The sequence below is a fragment of the Flavobacterium hercynium genome (assembly GCF_002217285.1).
GTDB classification, from domain to species: domain Bacteria; phylum Bacteroidota; class Bacteroidia; order Flavobacteriales; family Flavobacteriaceae; genus Flavobacterium; species Flavobacterium hercynium.
This window is the reverse complement of the sequence record NZ_MUGW01000039.1, coordinates 19,252-38,123: the sequence shown is the minus strand read 5'-3', so window position 1 is coordinate 38,123 and position 18,872 is coordinate 19,252. Positions and strand designations below refer to the sequence as shown.

Annotated in this window: 16 protein-coding genes and 1 tRNA gene; 3 read left to right on the top strand and 14 right to left on the bottom strand. The window is 33.5% G+C overall.

The annotated features are described in order from the left end of the window. Positions 1–101 precede the first annotated feature (101 nt). The 6 genes from B0A66_RS17485 to B0A66_RS17460 form a co-directional block, all read right to left on the bottom strand. Positions 102–506: a helix-turn-helix domain-containing protein gene (locus B0A66_RS17485; protein ID WP_089051148.1), complete on the bottom strand. Its 405-nt coding sequence runs from the start codon at positions 504–506 to the stop codon at positions 102–104. Between the two features lie 303 nt (positions 507–809). Continuing rightward, positions 810–1,229 carry a helix-turn-helix domain-containing protein gene (locus B0A66_RS17480; RefSeq protein WP_089051147.1) on the bottom strand — a complete coding sequence of 140 codons (420 nt, stop codon included), beginning with the start codon at positions 1,227–1,229 and terminating at the stop codon, positions 810–812. Between the two features lie 264 nt (positions 1,230–1,493). Beyond that, positions 1,494–1,567: transfer RNA gene (locus tag B0A66_RS17475), tRNA-Ile, on the bottom strand. A 148-nt stretch (positions 1,568–1,715) separates the two neighbouring features. Next, positions 1,716–2,117, bottom strand: coding sequence for a methylmalonyl-CoA epimerase (mce, locus tag B0A66_RS17470; protein ID WP_089051146.1), 402 nt, complete (start codon positions 2,115–2,117; stop codon positions 1,716–1,718). A gap of 20 nt (positions 2,118–2,137) precedes the next feature. Beyond that, a complete protein-coding gene (locus B0A66_RS17465; protein ID WP_089051151.1) occupies positions 2,138–4,504 on the bottom strand; it encodes a hypothetical protein in 2,367 nt (788 codons plus the stop codon). Further along, positions 4,464–5,468 (bottom strand): hypothetical protein, encoded by a 1,005-nt coding sequence (locus tag B0A66_RS17460; RefSeq protein WP_089051150.1) that lies wholly within the window; start codon positions 5,466–5,468, stop codon positions 4,464–4,466. Before B0A66_RS17460 ends, B0A66_RS17465 begins: the two co-directional genes overlap by 41 nt. Positions 5,469–5,638: 170 nt before the next feature. Between B0A66_RS17460 and B0A66_RS17455 the strand changes: the two genes are divergently transcribed. Together B0A66_RS17455 and B0A66_RS17450 are read left to right on the top strand one after the other, a co-directional pair. After that, positions 5,639–7,327: an Ig-like domain-containing protein gene (locus B0A66_RS17455; protein ID WP_089051145.1), complete on the top strand. Its 1,689-nt coding sequence runs from the start codon at positions 5,639–5,641 to the stop codon at positions 7,325–7,327. Positions 7,328–7,344: 17 nt separating this feature from the next. After that, a complete protein-coding gene (locus tag B0A66_RS17450) occupies positions 7,345–7,782 on the top strand; it encodes a cytochrome c oxidase assembly factor Coa1 family protein (protein WP_089051144.1) in 438 nt (145 codons plus the stop codon). Positions 7,783–7,788: 6 nt separating this feature from the next. Here the strand turns inward: B0A66_RS17450 and B0A66_RS17445 are convergent, their stop codons facing one another. The 6 genes from B0A66_RS17445 to B0A66_RS17415 form a co-directional block, all read right to left on the bottom strand. Next, a complete protein-coding gene (locus B0A66_RS17445; RefSeq protein WP_089051143.1) occupies positions 7,789–8,556 on the bottom strand; it encodes an amidohydrolase in 768 nt (255 codons plus the stop codon). 19 nt (positions 8,557–8,575) lie between these two features. After that, complete coding sequence (locus B0A66_RS17440) at positions 8,576–9,352, bottom strand: DeoR/GlpR family DNA-binding transcription regulator (RefSeq protein WP_089051142.1); 777 nt, start codon at positions 9,350–9,352, stop codon at positions 8,576–8,578. A gap of 416 nt (positions 9,353–9,768) precedes the next feature. Next, a complete protein-coding gene (locus tag B0A66_RS17430) occupies positions 9,769–10,788 on the bottom strand; it encodes a hypothetical protein (protein ID WP_123868258.1) in 1,020 nt (339 codons plus the stop codon). Positions 10,789–10,906: 118 nt separating this feature from the next. Beyond that, positions 10,907–11,653, bottom strand: a complete 747-nt coding sequence (locus B0A66_RS17425) for a succinate dehydrogenase/fumarate reductase iron-sulfur subunit (protein ID WP_089051139.1) — start codon at positions 11,651–11,653, stop codon at positions 10,907–10,909. Positions 11,654–11,750: 97 nt separating this feature from the next. Beyond that, complete coding sequence (locus tag B0A66_RS17420; RefSeq protein ID WP_089051138.1) at positions 11,751–13,751, bottom strand: fumarate reductase/succinate dehydrogenase flavoprotein subunit; 2,001 nt, start codon at positions 13,749–13,751, stop codon at positions 11,751–11,753. Positions 13,752–13,762: 11 nt separating this feature from the next. Then, the gene (locus tag B0A66_RS17415; protein WP_089051137.1) at positions 13,763–14,428 is read right to left on the bottom strand and encodes a succinate dehydrogenase cytochrome b subunit; all 666 of its coding nucleotides are present in this window, start codon (positions 14,426–14,428) and stop codon (positions 13,763–13,765) included. Positions 14,429–14,750: 322 nt separating this feature from the next. On the opposite strand from B0A66_RS17415, the gene B0A66_RS17410 reads away from it, so the two are divergent. Then, the gene (locus B0A66_RS17410; RefSeq protein WP_089051136.1) at positions 14,751–16,112 is read left to right on the top strand and encodes a hydroxymethylglutaryl-CoA synthase family protein; all 1,362 of its coding nucleotides are present in this window, start codon (positions 14,751–14,753) and stop codon (positions 16,110–16,112) included. 47 nt (positions 16,113–16,159) lie between these two features. On the opposite strand, the gene B0A66_RS17405 is transcribed toward B0A66_RS17410, so the two are convergent. Then, positions 16,160–17,482, bottom strand: coding sequence for a hypothetical protein (locus B0A66_RS17405; protein WP_089051135.1), 1,323 nt, complete (start codon positions 17,480–17,482; stop codon positions 16,160–16,162). Further along, complete coding sequence (locus B0A66_RS17400) at positions 17,479–18,759, bottom strand: MFS transporter (protein ID WP_089051134.1); 1,281 nt, start codon at positions 18,757–18,759, stop codon at positions 17,479–17,481. The genes B0A66_RS17405 and B0A66_RS17400 overlap by 4 nt, the downstream gene beginning before the upstream one ends. Positions 18,760–18,872: the final 113 nt, after the last annotated feature.

Below are 18,872 nucleotides of genomic sequence, written 5' to 3'. Positions count from 1 at the left end.
AACAGGTTTTGAAAACCTGTTAGGAAATTCGGTTATAAAAAAGAAAAGGCTCAACTAAAATATAGTTGAACCTTGCTTTATGAATAAAAATTATTCTGAAATTATTTATTGAGTAGTCTTTCAAGTCTTTGCATCATTTCCTCTTTCTCTTTCAACATACGTTCGTACAAAGCGATCTTTTCTTCGTGTAGTTTAAGAAATTGATCAATCTGATTAATTGTAGAGTTGTAGAACACAGATGCTGGTTGTTGACAATGGTCAAATGTATTAGAAATGATATTTATTACAGCTTCTTCATCAAAATTTTGAAACGCTTGAACCGGAATTTTTAAAGCCTCTGAAATTTGCTTAAGCAAATCATCTTCTATTACATCTTTTTGCTCCAGCATAGAAATTTTCTTCTGATTCCATTCTTCTCCAAGATCAAAAGCCAATGATTCCTGTTTGATGCCAAGCATTTCTCTAAAACGTTTTACGTTTCTTCCCTGATGTATTTTCTGTTCCATAATGATTGTCAATTTTCTGAAGACTCAAAGATAAAAAAAGAACTTTTAAAAATCTGTTTTTATCAGGTATTATAACCAGCATTCTATTTATATTATCATTTTTAAATAATACTGCTTCAATGGTAATTGCTAAAGGTTTTTAATTCTAACTTCATTAGAAATATTAAAAATATTGTTTTTTTTATGCAGTTCATTTTATACCTAATAGGTTTTGAAAACCTGTTAGGAAATCAGGTTGTAAAAAAAAGAAAAGGCTCAACTAAAAAGTTAAGCCTTACTTTATAAATAAAAATTATTCTGAAATTATTTGTCGATTAATTTTTCAAGTCTTCGCATCATTTCATCTTTCTCTCTTAACATACGTTCGTACAGTTCTATCTTTTCTTCATATAACTTAACAATTTTATCGAACGGATTATAAGAAGGTTGATAGCTAAATCCAGAAGCGACCGCATTATCCTTAAAATCCTGAAACGAATAGGTGTTTGCAATAACATTCACCGCCTGCTCTTCATCAAAATTTTGAAACGCTTGAACGGGAATTTTTAAAGCGTCTGAAATTTGCTTAAGCAGATTATCTTCAATTACATCTTTTTGCTCCAGCATAGAAATTTTCTTTTGATTCCATTCTTCTCCAAGATCAAAAGCCAATGATTCTTGTTTGATGCCAAGCATTTCTCTAAAACGTTTTACGTTTCTCCCCTGATGTATTTTCTGTTCCATAATGATTGTCAATTTTCTGAAGACTCAAAGATAAAGCCATTCCGATTAAAAAGTTTGAGTTTCAAAGATAAAAAAAGATCCTGTAAAATACTTGTGAAGACTTTTCATTCATCTAAATAACAAAATAAGTATACGAAAATAAACATTGAAAATCCGCAGAAATCTGTGTTTTCGCAAAGCGAATCCGTATTATCCGCGTGTGATAAGAAGGTGAAATTGCGAAAAAAAAAGCCTTTACATTACTGTAAAGGCTTTCTATTTCTGTGGTCCCACCTGGGCTCGAACCAGGGACCACCTGATTATGAGTCAGGTGCTCTAACCAGCTGAGCTATAGGACCGGTTTGAGGATGCAATATTACTACTATTTTTCCTTGACTCCAAATATTTCGGGCTATGATTTGTATTTAATTTTAAATAAAAGCACCCGAACCCGAAAAATTAATTGATTTTCAACTGATTATTTAATTTACAAAACGGCATTTTTTTTTATTTATTTTCCTGACAAAGCTCTACCAAAACGCCATTTGTTCCTTTTGGATGCAAAAAAGCGACTAATTTATTGTCTGCTCCTTTCTTAGGAACGTCATTAATCAGTATAAAACCTTCGCTTTTTAAGCGTTCTATCTCTGCAAAAATATCTTCGACATCAAAAGCGATGTGGTGTATTCCTTCTCCTTTTTTTTCTAAAAACTTTGCAATCGGGCTTTCAGGGTTTGTGGCTGCCAAAAGTTCAATTTTGTTCGGTCCGCTTTTAAAGAACGATGTCATTACGTCTTCACTTTCTACTGCTTCTGATTTATAAGACGGCACGCCCAAAAGTTTTTCGAACAAAACATTCGAAACTTCCAGATCTTTTACCGCAATACCTATATGTTCTATTTTATTCATCATAACTTAAAACAATATTTTTATTGATTAATGTAGGTATTAAAGAATCCGCATTCTGCAATTACATCCTGATAATACTTGGTGTCTGCATATTCGTTTTTTAGTGTTTTGAATGCATTCCAGGCAACAAAATTAACCTTGTCATCTTGTATTTGCCACCAATTATCTACAGCGCTATATTTTTTATTGTAATATTCGTTGCGCTCGCATTTGGCAATCATGTAAGTACATTTTGCTTTTTGTTCCTTTGTTGTTGCTGCCTGAAATGCTTTTTGATAGTACATCTTTGGCAAATCGCAATTGGTGATCATTTTTTTCATTGTATCACGGAAAGAATAAGGGCTCGAACCATAACCTACAATGCTGATTTCATAAAAAGTTCTTCCGTTACCAAAGTGTGTGATATTGTAAAACGCATTCCCCAGCAGCAAACTATTGGTATACACATCTTCTTTTTGCTCTACTTTGTCCTGCATTGCTTTTATGGTGGTTAAGAAATCAAGTTGAGAATATTTCTTTTTTTGGTATGCCACATGATCGCAATCGTGACAATCTTTAATATTTCCGTTAAACGGATTTCCTAAAAACGTATAATACTGAACAGAATCTGTTTGCTGAATGAACGTAATCGCTTCTGAAATTTTATTTTTATACGTTGACTGAACAGCCTGAAAATTATTAATATCCTTCAATTTTAAATAATAAATCCCGGCAGCTATTCTCTCTATTTCAGTTTTATTCGTTTTATTCATGAAGGTCTTCATATCCTGCATGTTTTTTTCATTATCATAAAATGAATTTCCAGAACCCCAATAATAACTTGGTGAATACCCAAACAATTCTGCCATTACAGGATTAGACTTTGCATTATACAATGCTGCTAAATAATTTTTACTCCATTGAGTCGCATTTTGATAACGAAACTCTTGTCCTTTGTACGTTTTTGGAAGTTCATAATACAGCCAATTCAAATCGGCTAAAATAGTTTTCTCATTTTTATCTGTGAGTTTATCTATTTTGTACATATTGTTTACAAAACGAAGTATTCGAAGCTGGTATTTAGCCAATTCTGTTTTTGGTAATGCTTTTTCTGCCTTATCATAATTAGTATCTGCTGTTGTAAAATCTCCTTTCATTGTTTGAAGATAACCTAACGCGATATCCCATAAATAAGGCTTATCGGTATTTCCTGCTACGGAAATTTTAGAAAATAAATCAATCACTTTTTTATCGACTATTGCTTGATTTTGTGTTTTATTTTCGGCAACTGTTTGTTTTACACGTGGCTTACTATAATCTTTATCTTCTGCACTACGAATCGCATTAAATGAATTATTTACTTTTTCTTCTTGTTTGTTTACGAATCTTGTTACCAAATAATTTAGATGCTGGCTTTTCGGATCTAATTCATAAATCTTCTCAATTGCTTTTTGTTCATCTTTGTAATAGCCGTGTATCGCCCAAAGTGCTGCTTTTTCTTTATTGCTTTTTGCCATAGTCAACGACTTATTCCAATCTAAATCATTCTTTGGATTAAAACTGTAAGCGGTAACGATTCGCAGTTCAGGACATTTATCGAATACCTGAGCATAAAGGTAATTGGACAAGGCGTAATTTTTTTGCTGGTAATGTACACCTGCTACATAAGCAAGTGCGCGGTAGTACAATACATTTTTTGCTACAGAAGCCTCTGTTTTATTGAAAAATGCAATTGCTTTTTTCTTGTCATTGCTATAGAAATAGGCTTTCATGGTCAGAAACCAATACCTGTTTTTCAAAAATGAATCTGATGTTGTATTGTACACATTTTCGATTGACTGAATCATTTTTAGATTATCAAACGTTTTTGCGACAACCGGATCATAACTCCAGTATTCGTCTCCAATAGAAACGGTTTCTATTTTTTGTGCTAAGTACAAAAACTCAACAAAGCTTTTTACTTTATCATCATTCAAATTTATTTTTTTGCCCCATTTCAACGAAGCCTGATTTGCTTTCTTGGTTTTCAAAAATACATGCAAGTCTTCGATATCTTCTTTATTTCGTATCGTTTTATCTTTATAATAATTGCGTGTTTCAGCGCCAATTAAAAAATAATTGACTGTAGCCGTATCTACTTTTGCTTTTAAAAAGATGCCCCAATCTGATTTTATCTGATCATTGAATCTGGAATTGTGCTGTGTATCGAAACCAATTCCGTAGAAGATACCGCCAGATAAAAAAAGTGGCGAATAGGATTTGTCTGCAAATGTTTCCGGAGTAAAATTGGAGTTGTAATTAAAATAATCCCAATCGTCTCCACCGCCACAAGCATAAATAATTCCGTAAATTGAAAGTACAGAAATACTAGAAATAAGAAACAGCTTGCTTAAAAATACTCTTTTCATAGTTTTTAATATTGAATTCATCTAAATCGTAAAAAATAATTTCGTTTGGCTCCTGAGCTACATTGTCCCGTAAATCTTTTGCCATTTGTTTTATGTTGTCTTCTGAAATTGCTTCTATTTTCAGCAAATCATTCTCCTCATAAAAAACGCCGTTTTTATAATTTGATTTTATTGCTCTAAAGAAAATTGCATTTATCTGCTCGAAGTTCTGATCTTGTTTTAATTGTTCTACGTTAATTTTGGATCGTAATCCTATCACACGTTGATTTCTGATATGAACAGCCCACGAAAAAATGGGTAATGCAAAATCGAGATGCAGGGGATACTTTTTTAAACTTTTGAGATATCGCGCCGCTACTTTTTGGTCATAAATCGAGTTGGAAGAATCATTGGCAATCGTTCCCATATTGTAATACATCAAAACTCCGGAATCTACATTCGGAATTTTTGTTTTCTTAAAATACTTTACCTGGTGCAGCCTAATAGTTGCCGACAGTTTCTTTTGCGAAAGCTTTTTGAATTTCTCAATAAATTTAAGATAATTCTCTTTACTGTTTAACGACCAGTCACAATCGATTTGAATTTGCTGGCAGCTAATTTTGTTTTTTTCATTGATCTCATTGACTAAATGCACAGTTTTTTGAGCCAAATCATCAACATCAAGAACAGAATCCAGCATTACCTTATTTTTAATAAAAATCACCGGAACAATTTCAAAAGTATTTACATTTTCCTGAAAACGAATTGGCGTTATCGGAATTGGGTTTTGCGTTTGGGGATGCAAGCCAATATCAAAATATCGAATGTAAAGCTTTTTAACATTGTTATCTTGCAATACTTCTTTCTCTGTTTCAGATAATTTAAAAATTGTTTTCCAGTAATAGAAAGATACGATTGGTTCTTTTTCGCTGCCACAAGACAGGAGTAAAAAACAAATAAAACCAAGCAAAATATTCTTTTTCAAAACCAATTAAATTAAATGCAAATTCAAAAGTAAGGAATTATTACACTTTATTGCCAGACTATCTCTAAAAACAGCGCTTAATAAAAATCTCCAAATCCTAATAAATGGATAAAATATTTCTATTAAAGCAAATATAATCGTTATTTTGTGCAATCAAATTCAAAATGGTCATGTTGAAAAACAACTTAAAATATATTTCCCTTTTACTGGTTCTTTTAATGATGAGCTGCGCCAAAAGAGGCAGCATCACGGGCGGATTAAAAGATACGCTGGCTCCTGTTTTACGATATAGCTCTCCTAAAAATTTCAGTACTGATTTTAAAGCAAACGAAATTACCTTAACTTTTGATGAGTACGTAAAACTTAAGAATACTAACAAACAGCTGATTATTTCACCTCCAATGAAATATGAACCTGTGATTCTACCATCGAATGCGAGTAAAGTGATCACTATAAAAATTAAAGATACGTTACAGCCTAATACGACTTACAGCTTAAATTTCGGTCAAAGTATTACGGATAATAACGAAGGAAATGCATACAATCAATTTAAATACATTTTCTCTACAGGATCTTACATCGATTCATTGGCATTGGGCGGAAGAATTAAAGATTCTTATGAAAAAACACCGGATAACTTTGTGTCGGTAATGCTTTATGAAGTTAATGATACTTTTAAAGACTCTGTTGTTTACAAACAAAATCCGCGTTATATCACCAATACGTTAGACAGTTTGCAAACTTTTAGATTAGAAAATCTGAAGGCCGGAAAATATCTTTTAGTAGCTCTAAAAGACAAGGGAAGCAATAATAAATTCAATCCTAAAGATGATAAGATCGGTTTTATCAAACAGCACATCACGATACCAAATGATACTGTTTATGAGATAGAATTGTTTAAAGAAGTACTTCCTCTAAAAGCTTTTAAACCAATACAGGCATCAGGAAACAAATTGTATCTTCCGTATGAAGGAAAACAGAATTTCAAAAATTCAAAACCTCAGGTTGTTCTTCAAAATAATGGAGAGACACTTGAAACTATTATAACCCAATTTCCTAAAAAAGATTCCCTGCAAGTTTGGTATAAACCTTTAAAAGCAGATTCATTGTCTATGGAAATAACCAAAGACAGTTACAACAAAAAATTTACGTTTAAGGTTAAAGATCAGAAAAAAGACAGTTTAAATATTACGGCTGTACAAAACGGGAACATTAATTTTAGAGACCGATTTACTTTAGAAACGACGACGCCTTTAGTAAAATTTGACAAATCAAAAATCAGATTAGTCAACAAAGATTCTGTTGCCGTAGATTTTACAACAGAATATGATGAATTTGAACAAAAGCTTTATGTTGACTTTAAAAAAGAACCTTTAGAAAAATACAATGCAACGTTTTTTCCCGGCGCTTTGACGGACTTCTTTGAAAAGACAAACGATACTCTGATTTATAAATTGAGTACAAAAGAACATTCGGATTTTGCTAATCTTAAACTGAACTTAATCAATGTAAAACGTTTCCCAATCATTGTTGAACTGACCAACAAAAAAGGAGATGCGGTATTAGCAAGCGCTTATTCTGAAGGACAGACAGAACTTGAATTTAACCTTCTTGAGCCAAACGCTTTTACGGTACGTATTATTTATGATGATAATAAAAACAAGATATACGACACCGGAAATTATCTGGAAAAAAGATATTCTGAAGAAGTGTTTTATTCTCAAAAAGAAATTGATGTCCGCGCCAATTGGGATTGGGTAGAACCTCTGGATGTAAGTATTCCGTATAATCCGGAACAAGACAGAAAAGATGCTGCTAAAAAGAAGAAAGACGACCAAAAAAAGAAAAAATCGTTCTAACGCTAAAGTAACATAAGATGCAGGATAATGATTTAATAGTAAAAGAAAGCTGGATTAAGAAAAACTGGAAATGGTTTTTAGCCTTGGCGATAGTGTTTCTTTTACTATTGGCAGTTATCTTGTCTTCTACTTCACAAAAAGGCATAAGCGATCTTGCCAGCGCTTACAACGATCATTCCCTTCACGAAAAAGCAATTGATCTAGCCAATACCAACAAAGAAGTACAAGAAATTATTGGAAAAATTAATCCAATTGACAAGCTCGCCATTTTAGAAGGAAACGCGATCTATTCTAACAATAACAACACCGTTAGTTTATCCATCAGAATTACAGGCGCCAAAAAGAATGGAAAGTTAGATATTGATGCCGTCAAAAAAGGATCAGAATGGCATTATACAAAAATCATTGTTCGCACCAAGAAACCCAAGGAAGAGATAATAGTTGTTGATAAATAAACAGACTTACAACTTAATTTCAAACTGATCTCTGTCGCTTAAAAAATCAAGTTTCTTTCTTGTTTCCAGCATTGCGTTTTTATCCAATTCAACAATAAAAACAGCTTCTGCTTCTTGTGGTTCCAGAACATAGTCACCAAGAAAATCGACTACCTGCGAATGTCCAATATGCTCGTAATTATTTCCATCGAAACCAACTCTGTTTACACCTATTACATAACTCAGATTTTCGACTGCTCTAGCTCTTAAAAGAATATCCCAGGCATTTGTTCTGACTTTTGGCCAATTGGCTACATACAAAAGCAAATCGTATTGCTCTACATTTCTGGCAAAAACAGGAAACCTAAGATCGTAGCAAACCTGAAGGCAGATTTTCCAGCCTGAATAATCGATAATAACTTTAGATGAACCACTTGTAAAATGTTTGTCTTCGCCTGCAAGCGAAAATAAATGACGTTTGTCGTAAAACTGTATTTCGCCATCAGGAAAAACAAATAGCAATCTATTGTAATAGTTATTGTTTTCCTGAATAATCAAACTTCCTGTAATTGCAACACTATTTTTCTTTGCCAGAGTCTGCATCCACGATACAGTTTCACCTTGCATCGTCTCTGCAACTGCAGCTGCGTTCATAGTAAAGCCCGTCGAAAACATTTCAGGCAGCACAATAAGATTTACCTCTGAATCAATTTTGTTTATTTTCGATTCAAAGTTATTTCTGTTTTCAAGTGTGTTCTCCCACTGCAGATCAGATTGTATAAGTGCTATTTTCATCTATTAAAAATAAGATTTTTTAAATCAAAACTAATTTCGGGAATGCCTTTTTATACAATTGCATTTTTTTATCATTTGGTTCTACTTCTGTCACAATATAATTCACCTCTGATAAATTGGCAATTTTCATCTTTAGGGCGATATCCACTTTTTCTGTAATTGCAATTATCGCTGTTTTTTCAGCAGCTTTTAGCATCGCTTTTTTAACTTGTACGGTTTCCCAATCGGTGTCTGAAACACCACCTTCGATATCTAAAGCATTGGTTCCTAAAATCAGTAAATCGACTTTAATATTTTCTAATTGATGGTACACTTCTCCACTCACACACATTTCTGTGAAAGACGAAATACTGCCCCCTATCATAATAACTTTGACATTAGGTTTGTCTAAAAGTTCAACCGCTGACAAAACTGAAACTGTAAAAATGGTAAGATTTAGGTCATTAGGAATTAAACGAATAAATTCTCTAATGGTTGTTCCGCCATCAATCAGCAGGACCATTCCGTTACGAAGCAAGCTTAACGTTTTTTGTGCAATGATCTGTTTTGCTTCACGCGCATACGTTTGATTCGCAGACATGTGATGATATGCTTTTGTCATAGCACCACCTTTTACCTTAATCAGTAAAGATTCTGATTCGAGTTCATTTATATCACGTCTAATTGTATCTTCTGAAACAAACAACTTAGAAGAAAGGGTTTCAAAACTTACACGGGTATGTAAATTGATTTCTTTTAAAATAAGATTTTTGCGCTCTTCCTTACTATAGTTTTGCACTTCATTCTCGTTACTCATGCAAATTGATTTTTATTCAAACAAAGGTAAGAATAAATGCAGTACATCTTATGAAAGAAACCAATAGCCAATTCATAAACGTTAAACTTCTCCTTTACAATTCTAAAAATCGGTTGCAAATTAGTCTTTAAGGCAACAGCTGTTTCTTTTTCTTCTAATTCGGTTAGAAGTAATGGCTTTATAAGCATAAACACCTATAATTATTGACGTCACAATGTTTTACTCGTTTATATGAAATAAAATATTTTATACCAAATCTACTTAGCTATAATTATAATACGTAAATAAGACCAAAAAATGGATCGTTTCTATGGAACTTTTAACACGAATATTTCATAATCGACGGATTAAAATACGTCTCTACAAAATGCGACGTTCCTACGGAACTTCATAATAACATTTACTTGATGAAGAAATTATTTCTCTCCTTCGACCGCTTTATCGATTCTTTTAAAATCATCTTCTTTCAAATTATACGTCAATCCTCCATAATAATAAAAAGAAGGATCACCGGTTTTTGAATTCACAATCTGCAAATATTTATTACCGTTCATTCTTGCGTATCGTAGATAATAAATTGGTTCCGTAGCTAAAATTTTCTTTTCCAGCTCTTCATCTTTTATAATTTGATATTTAAATTTATAAGCTTCTAAAAGTTTTTTAATCTCACTTTCGTCTTTTAATTTATCAGATGTTGTAAAAGTGCTAAATTCAAGAAAATAAGCTTCCGGGATATAAAGTATGCTTTCTTTCAGATTTTTCACTTCAGAGGTCGTAAAATCATCATATAAACCACAATGCTCTCCCTTCTCTATCTTGCTATTAATTAATTGAAAATAATTCTTTAACATCCCCAAATTTGTATTGGTAAAACTGTTACTTGTATACATCCTGACAAAAAGTTCTGTCTTGGTCTGATCCGTGCGTGCTTTCTGCGCGTCAACTAGAAATGCATTATTAACGGACAAAGGTGCTCTGGCAATGTAAATCAAATTGTCAATAAAGAGTCGGCTCAGATTTACATGGTACTTTTTCTTCTCCGGATTCAGTTTTTTAAATCCTTTATCAAATTTTTCTTTATCCAGAATCTCAACTACAAGATTTGCATGTACATAAACTGTTCCTTTGGATGTTCTGCTAATGTCACCGTCTAACTTGGCAAACGAATATTTACCATCAACATAATCCAGCATTCTAAACTGTTTAAATTCTACTACTTTAAATGGCGTAACAGTCCAAACTTCATTTAAAACTTTCTCATAATCTTCTTTTTTGTTCAGCTCCGGTAATACAAAAATGGTGGTCGTGCTTTTAAATTTCTCTAACTCACCTTTTTTAAATGCTTCATTTGCTCCTCTGTACGAAGCAGTAATCGCAACTTGAGCATAATTTGACATGCTTACTACAAGCATTATAAAGAGTAAAATTCGTTTCATGGGTTTTGGTTTTAGTATTAGGTTTATTTGGGGTAAACAATTATTAACTAAGAACAACAAAAAACGCATTCAGCCAATTAAGGTTGAATGCGTTTTTGTTTTTATAATGGTAAGGTTATTATCCTTTTAAACTTGCTGCTAAATACTCACGGTTCATACGTGCAATATTTTCAAGAGAAATTCCTTTAGGACATTCTACTTCGCAAGCTCCAGTGTTGGTACAGTTACCAAAACCTTCAGCATCCATTTGGTGAACCATGTTTAATACACGGTCAACTGCTTCTACTTTACCTTGTGGCAATAAAGCATACTGAGATACTTTTGCAGAAACGAATAACATTGCTGATGAGTTTTTACAAGTTGCAACACAAGCTCCACAACCAATACAAGCAGCAGCATCAAATGATTTATCTGCATCGTGTTTGTTGATCGGAATAGTATTTGCATCAATTGTATTTCCTGAAGTGTTTACCGAGATAAATCCTCCTGCATGTTGAATTCTTTCGAAAGAACTTCTGTCAACAACTAAATCTTTGATTACAGGGAAAGCTTTTGCTCTAAATGGCTCGATAAAAATCGTGTCACCATCTTTAAACATACGCATGTGTAATTGACAAGTTGTTACTCCTCTGTCTGGGCCGTGTGCTTCTCCGTTAATGAATAATGAACACATTCCGCAGATTCCTTCACGACAATCGTGGTCAAATGCTACTGGTTCGTCTCCTTTATTGATCAATTGTTCGTTAAGAACGTCAAGCATTTCAAGGAAAGACATATCTGGTTCGATTCCGTCAATTGGGTAATCAACAATTCCCCCTTTATCTTGGGCGTTTTTCTGACGCCATATTTTTAATGTAAGTTTCATCTTTTTTAAGTTTAAAAGTCTTAAAGCCTAAAGTCTTAAAGTCAAAATCAAAAGCTTAACACTTTAAGACTTTAGACTTTGGACTTTCGACCAAATTCTATTTGTAACTACGCTGTACTAGCTTAATGTTTTCGTAATTTAGAGCCTCTTTGTGTAATACGGCATCACTTGGTTTTCCTTTGTATTCCCAAGCTGCAACGTATGCAAAGTTTTCATCGTCACGAAGTGCTTCTCCTTCTTCTGTTTGATACTCTTCACGGAAGTGACCTCCACAAGATTCGTTACGGTGTAAAGCATCTTTTGCGAACAATTCTCCTAGTTCAAGGAAATCGGCAACACGTGTTGCTTTCTCTAATTCCTGATTAAATTCGTTTGCGCTTCCTGGAACTTTTACATCTTTATAAAACTCTTCACGTAAAGCGGCAATTTCTTCGATAGCTTCAGCTAAACCTTTAGCATTACGCGCCATACCAACTTTATCCCACATGATTTTTCCTAATTTCTTATGGAAATAATCTACTGAATGAGTTCCTTTATTATTGATAAATCTTTCGATTTGATCTTTTACATTTTTCTCTGCTTCTACGAATTCAGGTAAATCTGTAGAAATTTCACCCATTTTAATATCCGGAGCAAGATAATCTCCAATAGTATATGGTAATACGAAATATCCATCCGCTAAACCTTGCATCAAAGCAGAAGCTCCAAGTCTGTTTGCTCCGTGATCAGAGAAGTTAGATTCTCCAATTGAGAAACATCCCGGAATTGTAGTCATTAAATTATAATCAACCCAAGTTCCACCCATTGTGTAGTGAACCGCAGGGTAAATCATCATTGGTGTTACATAAGGATCTTCGTCAACAATTTTTAAATACATCTGGAATAAGTTTCCGTATTTACTTTTTACGATTGCAGTTCCTAATTTAGTAACCAAAGCCGCATCGTTAGCATCATGTCCTTTTACGTAAGCTTCTTCAGTTCCGTAACGTTTGATTGCTGCAGCAAAATCAAGGTAAACAGCTTCTCCGGTTTTGTTAACTCCAAATCCGGCATCACATCTTTCTTTTGCGGCACGAGATGCAACGTCACGTGGTACTAAGTTACCAAAAGCAGGATATCTTCTTTCTAAGAAATAATCTCTTTCGCTTTCTGATAAATCTGTTGCTTTTTTCTTTCCTTCACGGATTGCTTTAGCATCTTCTAATTTTGCAGGAACCCAAATACGACCATCATTACGTAATGATTCAGACATCAAAGTCAATTTAGACTGGTGATCTCCTGAAACTGGAATACATGTTGGGTGAATTTGTGTGTAACAAGGATTTGCGAAGAACGCTCCTTTTTTATGTATTTTCCAAGCTGCTGTTGCGTTACTTCCCATAGCATTTGTAGACAAGAAAAATACGTTTCCGTATCCACCTGAACCAATTACTACTGCGTGAGCAGAATGTCTTTCTATTTCTCCTGTGATAAGGTTACGAGCGATAATACCTCTCGCTTTTCCGTCAACAATTACTAAATCTAGCATTTCATGACGGTTGTACATTTTTACTTTTCCACGACCAATCTGACGGTTCATTGCAGAATAAGCTCCTAACAATAATTGTTGTCCTGTTTGTCCTTGTGCGTAAAATGTACGAGAAACCAAAGTTCCTCCAAAAGAACGGTTGTCTAACAATCCACCATATTCACGAGCCAATGGCACCCCTTGAGCAACACACTGGTCAATAATATTAGCAGAAACTTCAGCTAAACGATAAACGTTTGCCTCACGTGCACGGTAGTCACCACCTTTTACAGTATCATAAAATAATCTGTAAACAGAGTCACCATCTCCTTTATAGTTTTTTGCTGCATTGATACCACCTTGAGCTGCAATTGAGTGCGCACGTCTTGGTGAATCCTGAAAACAAAAAGCTTTTACGTTATAACCCAGCTCTGCCAAAGTAGCCGCAGCTGAACCTCCGGCAAGACCTGTACCAACAACAATAATATCTAAATTACGTTTGTTAGCAGGGTTTACTAAATTAATATGATCTTTATAATTTGTCCATTTGTCCGCTACTGGACCATTTGGAATTTTTGAATCTAATGCCATTATAATTGATATTAATTATTGAAATGATGAAATAATGCGATAATTACGAAAAGTGCCGGCACTACGATTGCAAAACCATAACCAACTTTACTTAAAAATCTTGAATATTTGTTGTGCATCCCCATAGATTGAAGAGATGAACCGAATCCGTGCCAAAGGTGAAAACCTAATAAAACGAATGACACACAGTACAATCCTGTACGAATTGGGTCGTGAAACTTATGAACTAATTCTCCAAAATATCTGTTTGCATCCGGTAAATTACCTACTACATATTTATAATTTACTTCCGGAAACCAGAAATCATAAAAGTGTAATACTAAGAAAGCCAGAATAACTGATCCAGAAATAATCATGTTTCTAGAGGTCCATGAAGCGTTTGCCGCTCCGTTGTATTTTGCATAAGCAATAGGACGTGCATTTTTGTTTTGCAAAGTAAGGACGAATCCAAATACAAAGTGAAAAATCACACCAAATGCTAAAACAGGCTGCATAAAATACTGAATTAGTGGATTGTATCCCATAAAATGTGAGGCTTCATTAAAAACGCGTTCACTAAAAATAGAAATTAAATTTAAGGAAACATGCAGCGCTAAAAACGAGATTAAGAACAGTCCTGAAAGTGCCATTGCAACTTTCTTTAAGATGGACGCATTCAATAGTGCAGATTGTGCCATAAGAGTTTAAGTAGTTTATTTTAAAAAATTACAACAAATTTAAAGTAAATACACATGAACTACAACCATTTCGTTGTTATTTATAATGATTTTAAAGAGCCTGAGCGCCAATTGTACAAATTATTTAAAAACAAGAAATTATCATTTTTAACATTGCCTTTTTAACGAAATAGCCTTTTAATATATAATTACTAATTTGTTATTTTTTACCGCTTTTTAATTTAAATTCCTCAAAAGTACACGCAAGTCAAATTTTATTCAAACAAAACACGCCAAGTTTAAGAGCATAATTTTACCTTTATCGGCTTCAAAAAAAAACAGAATGAAAACAGGAATCGACGCTATTTCTTTTGATGTAGCCAACATACATTTACCTATAAAAACTTTGGCTGTTGCCAGAAATATTGAACCGGAAAAATTAGAAAAAGGTCTTGGATTACTAAAAATGACCCTTCCGGACGTTCATCAGGATGCTGTGGTTTTTGGAGCAAACGCTTTAACCAAACTTATTCTTGACAACGAAATAAACTTAAACGAAATTAGCCGGATTTATGTTGGAACAGAAAGTGCTATCGATAGTTCTAAACCTATTAGTTCTTTCCTTATTAGCTTAATGGAACAAAAATTTGGTGAAGACGCACTTGCTGAATGCGATGTAGTTGATTTTACTTTTGCCTGTATTGGCGGTGTAGATGCGCTGCAAAATTGTCTTGACTTCGTAAAATTAAATCCATCAAAAAAGGCAATTGTTGTTACAACTGATTTTGCAAAATACGATTTAAACTCTACTGGAGAATATACACAAGGTGCAGGAGCTTTGGCTATGTTAATTACCTCGAATCCAAGAATAATTGCTTTTGGAGATAATTGGGCGACCAGTACAAAAGGTGTTTTTGACTTTTTCAAACCTTACAGGACTATCTCAAAAGAGGCTATTATTAACAACGAAAGCAATGATCCGTGGTTTGATAATTTAGAAGCTGAAATAGAAATTCACAAAGACCAACCGGTTTTTGATGGTCAGTATTCTAACCAATGTTATATGGATCGTACGCGCAATGCTTATTTTTCATTTAAAAAACTAAAAAATACAACTGAAACTTTATACAATACCTGGAACAGCATTATCATGCACTTGCCTTATTCGTTTCAGGGAAGAAGAATGTTGTCTGAAATTTACGCTTTAGATCATGCTGAAAAAATCATTTCAGAAAATATTGAACCGGCAGATTATCAAAACAAAATTAAAGAAGTTGCAAAATCTGAGGAATACAAAAAGTTTGTAACGGAGAAATTACAACCGGCAGAATTAGCCTCTTCGTTAATTGGAAATCTTTACACCGGGTCTATCTTCATGGGATTATTATCGACTTTGGCACATTATTATGATACCAAAAACGATGTTGCAGGAAGTTCATTTGGATTCCTGGCTTACGGAAGCGGTTCTAAATCTAAAGTTTTTGAAGGAACGATTCAACCGGAATGGCAATCGGCTTTAGCAAAGACTAAGCTTTTTGAAAATCTAACAGCCAGTACTGAAATAGGACTTGAAACCTATGAAAGCCTTCACAAAAAGGAACAAAAACAAAGTGTCTTAACGCCTAAAAACGAATGGGTTTTAGACCGAATCGAAAAAGAAATTCCTAATTTACTTGGCGCACGCTATTACAAGTGGATTGACTAATAACTAAAAACCGAAGCTAAATTAAAACTAGCTTCGGTTTTTTTATTTTACAACAAATCATCGTTGTCACTGTAGTGTTCTTTTATTTCCTGCAAGATTTCGAAAACAACGGTGTCATTTTTTTCTTTATGTCTTCTTGCCCAAAAGCTGTAAATCCATACCGTACTAAGCTTAGTAACATTATCTACTTCATAGTTGTGCGACTCCGCTTCATTCTTAATGGATTGAAAAGCATCATCTGAAACATACGGACGAATCAACGGAAAAGAGTAATCCAGGAATTGTTCTTTTCTATTTGCACTCATGATTTTATAAATCTCATTTAGCGATTCTTCCGGGTTTTCGCTTTGGTAAAGATCATCATGACTTTTAATAAGAGCATCTACAAGTGCATTTAGATTTGATTCATGATATATTCTATCTGATAAAAAAGCATACAATAATGGTTTGTATCCATTAAAACTTTCTCGAATTGCTTCCGGGTCGCGGCGTAACTTTTTGTCTAACTCAGTAATAGCCGGATAGGAATTATAATAATTATTAACATGAATAGCACTTCTTACCTCATTAAAAGACTGATCTGATTCGAGTTTTAAATATTTAGATAAGAAGAGTCTGAAAAGACTTTGGGAATCATTGTGTCCGTAACCCAGATTATCTTCTATTTTTATTTCAGGATAATTCATTTTGTAAAATCCGAAATGATCTTCCGGATCATCATCGCCCTCACGGTATCCATCTTCTTCATCACCATAAGTCACTTCCATTTCTTCTGGTGTTTCTTCAACTGTTTTTAATGTTCCTACCACATTATCATTTGCTGCAACATCAATCAAAAACAAACAATTTGATCCCAACATAAAAGTTCCTGCAAAAATAATTACAGAGATTGCAATCATTAAAACGCCTAGCAGCTTACTTATCTCATTTACGAAATCACGCACTCTGAACAACAACCCAATTAGCAAACTAGCGAACAACATTAAAGCAATAAAAACAGATAATCTGCTACTAAACTCGTAGCCTCTCAGTCCAACATATACTTTTAATACAATAGAAACAATTGCCATAATAACACAACCAGCTCCAAAAACAAGATTGGCAAAGAAAGAGTTCTTCCAAAATTTATCAGCAGCTATACTCTTAGCTTTATCAGCTTCGGCACTATCAGATTGAAGTACCGCAACTATTATTTTTTGAGCTATTATGGCCAGCAACAATAATATAATCGGTGAAAAACTAATTATTAGCAACGGAATGGCATCAACTACTCTATACTCATCACCGTATTCAAATTTAAAAAACAGAAGACTCAGGGCTAAAAGAAGTACAAACTGAATTATTAAAACTATTTTATATGATTTTATCATTCTTCTAGTATAGGTTGGTTGTAATGTTTTTGTATTTCATTTAAAATTGTGGCAATCTCTTTTTTATTTCCTTCGTGCTGTCTTCGCGCCCAGAAACTGTAAAACCATATTATATCCGTTTCAAAAAGCTGACTTCCGTTTGTAAACGTGAAATTTTTAAGTTTTTGAAGTGTTGCCAGAGAAAAGTTTTGTTCGAAATTTGAATAATGCATTTCTAAGTCTGGTTTTATTTCGGCAGTAACATTCATCATGTTATACAACTTATTCAATTTCTGATCTTCTCCACCCAAATCTTCATAGGTTAGCAATAACCCATCGACTATTTTGTCGAAATTAGCCATACGATACACCTTTGGCGAAATAGTATTAAAAAGAAGCTCCTTATGATCTTCAAATCCGGAATAAAGTGCATTCGGATTTTCTCTTAACTTATCTATATATTCTACGAGATAATAATAATCGTTTTGAACAATGTGATCATTTAAACTGCGCCCTATCAAAAATCTAACATCAAAAAAATCGTTCTTACCTTCTAGCCCACCCCAATCTGTAATTAAAGAATTCCATGATGAAAGCAATTTAGATTCTTCTGAAGCTACCGAATCATCTTCTTCTACATAACTTTCTTCAAAGTCTTCCTCAGTTGCTTGTCCCGCATATCCTGAATCATCATTTTCGTTTTTATGGGTGATGTAAATATCTGAACTGTCCTTAAATTCAGTAACAAATACAATTTCATAAACAAATGAAACTGCTATTGAAAACAAAGTAATAATCATAATAACAATTGCCATTGCTTTATTTGATTTCCAATAGATTCCGGTTACCAATAAAAAACAAGCCACGATCAAACTTAGAATAATCACAAGAAACGATCGTAAGAAGATGGTGAAATAAAAAAATTTGATCTGATCTATTACAAAAGGATCATGCTTGAAAACCACCCATAACATAAATGCAACTGCCAATACAAAGAAAACATTTGTATAGAAGGCAAACTTCCAAAAGTTTTTCTGACGTTTTATTTTTTGAAGTTCAATTTCATCGACCGTTTCTTTTTTCTCTTTTGAAAAAAAAGCTACAAGCGCAAGAAGACTGCAGACAATAAAAATAATTAAAGGAACAGCGCAACCATATCTAAACTCATAAGGATGAAGTCCACGAATATTAAGAAGTTTTTGATCTCTGAAATTCAATAAAATCAAGACCCCAAACAAAAGAACGGCAACAAATTGAAACAGTATTACGTTCTTGAAAAATTTAGTTTTTTTATCCATAATTTAGGCATATATCTATGTAAGAATTTTGCCAAAACTATTAAAAATAAATTTGATTTTAATGCATAATCTGTTATTTGTTTTATCGTTAATTCGTTGAATTCGTTTAATCG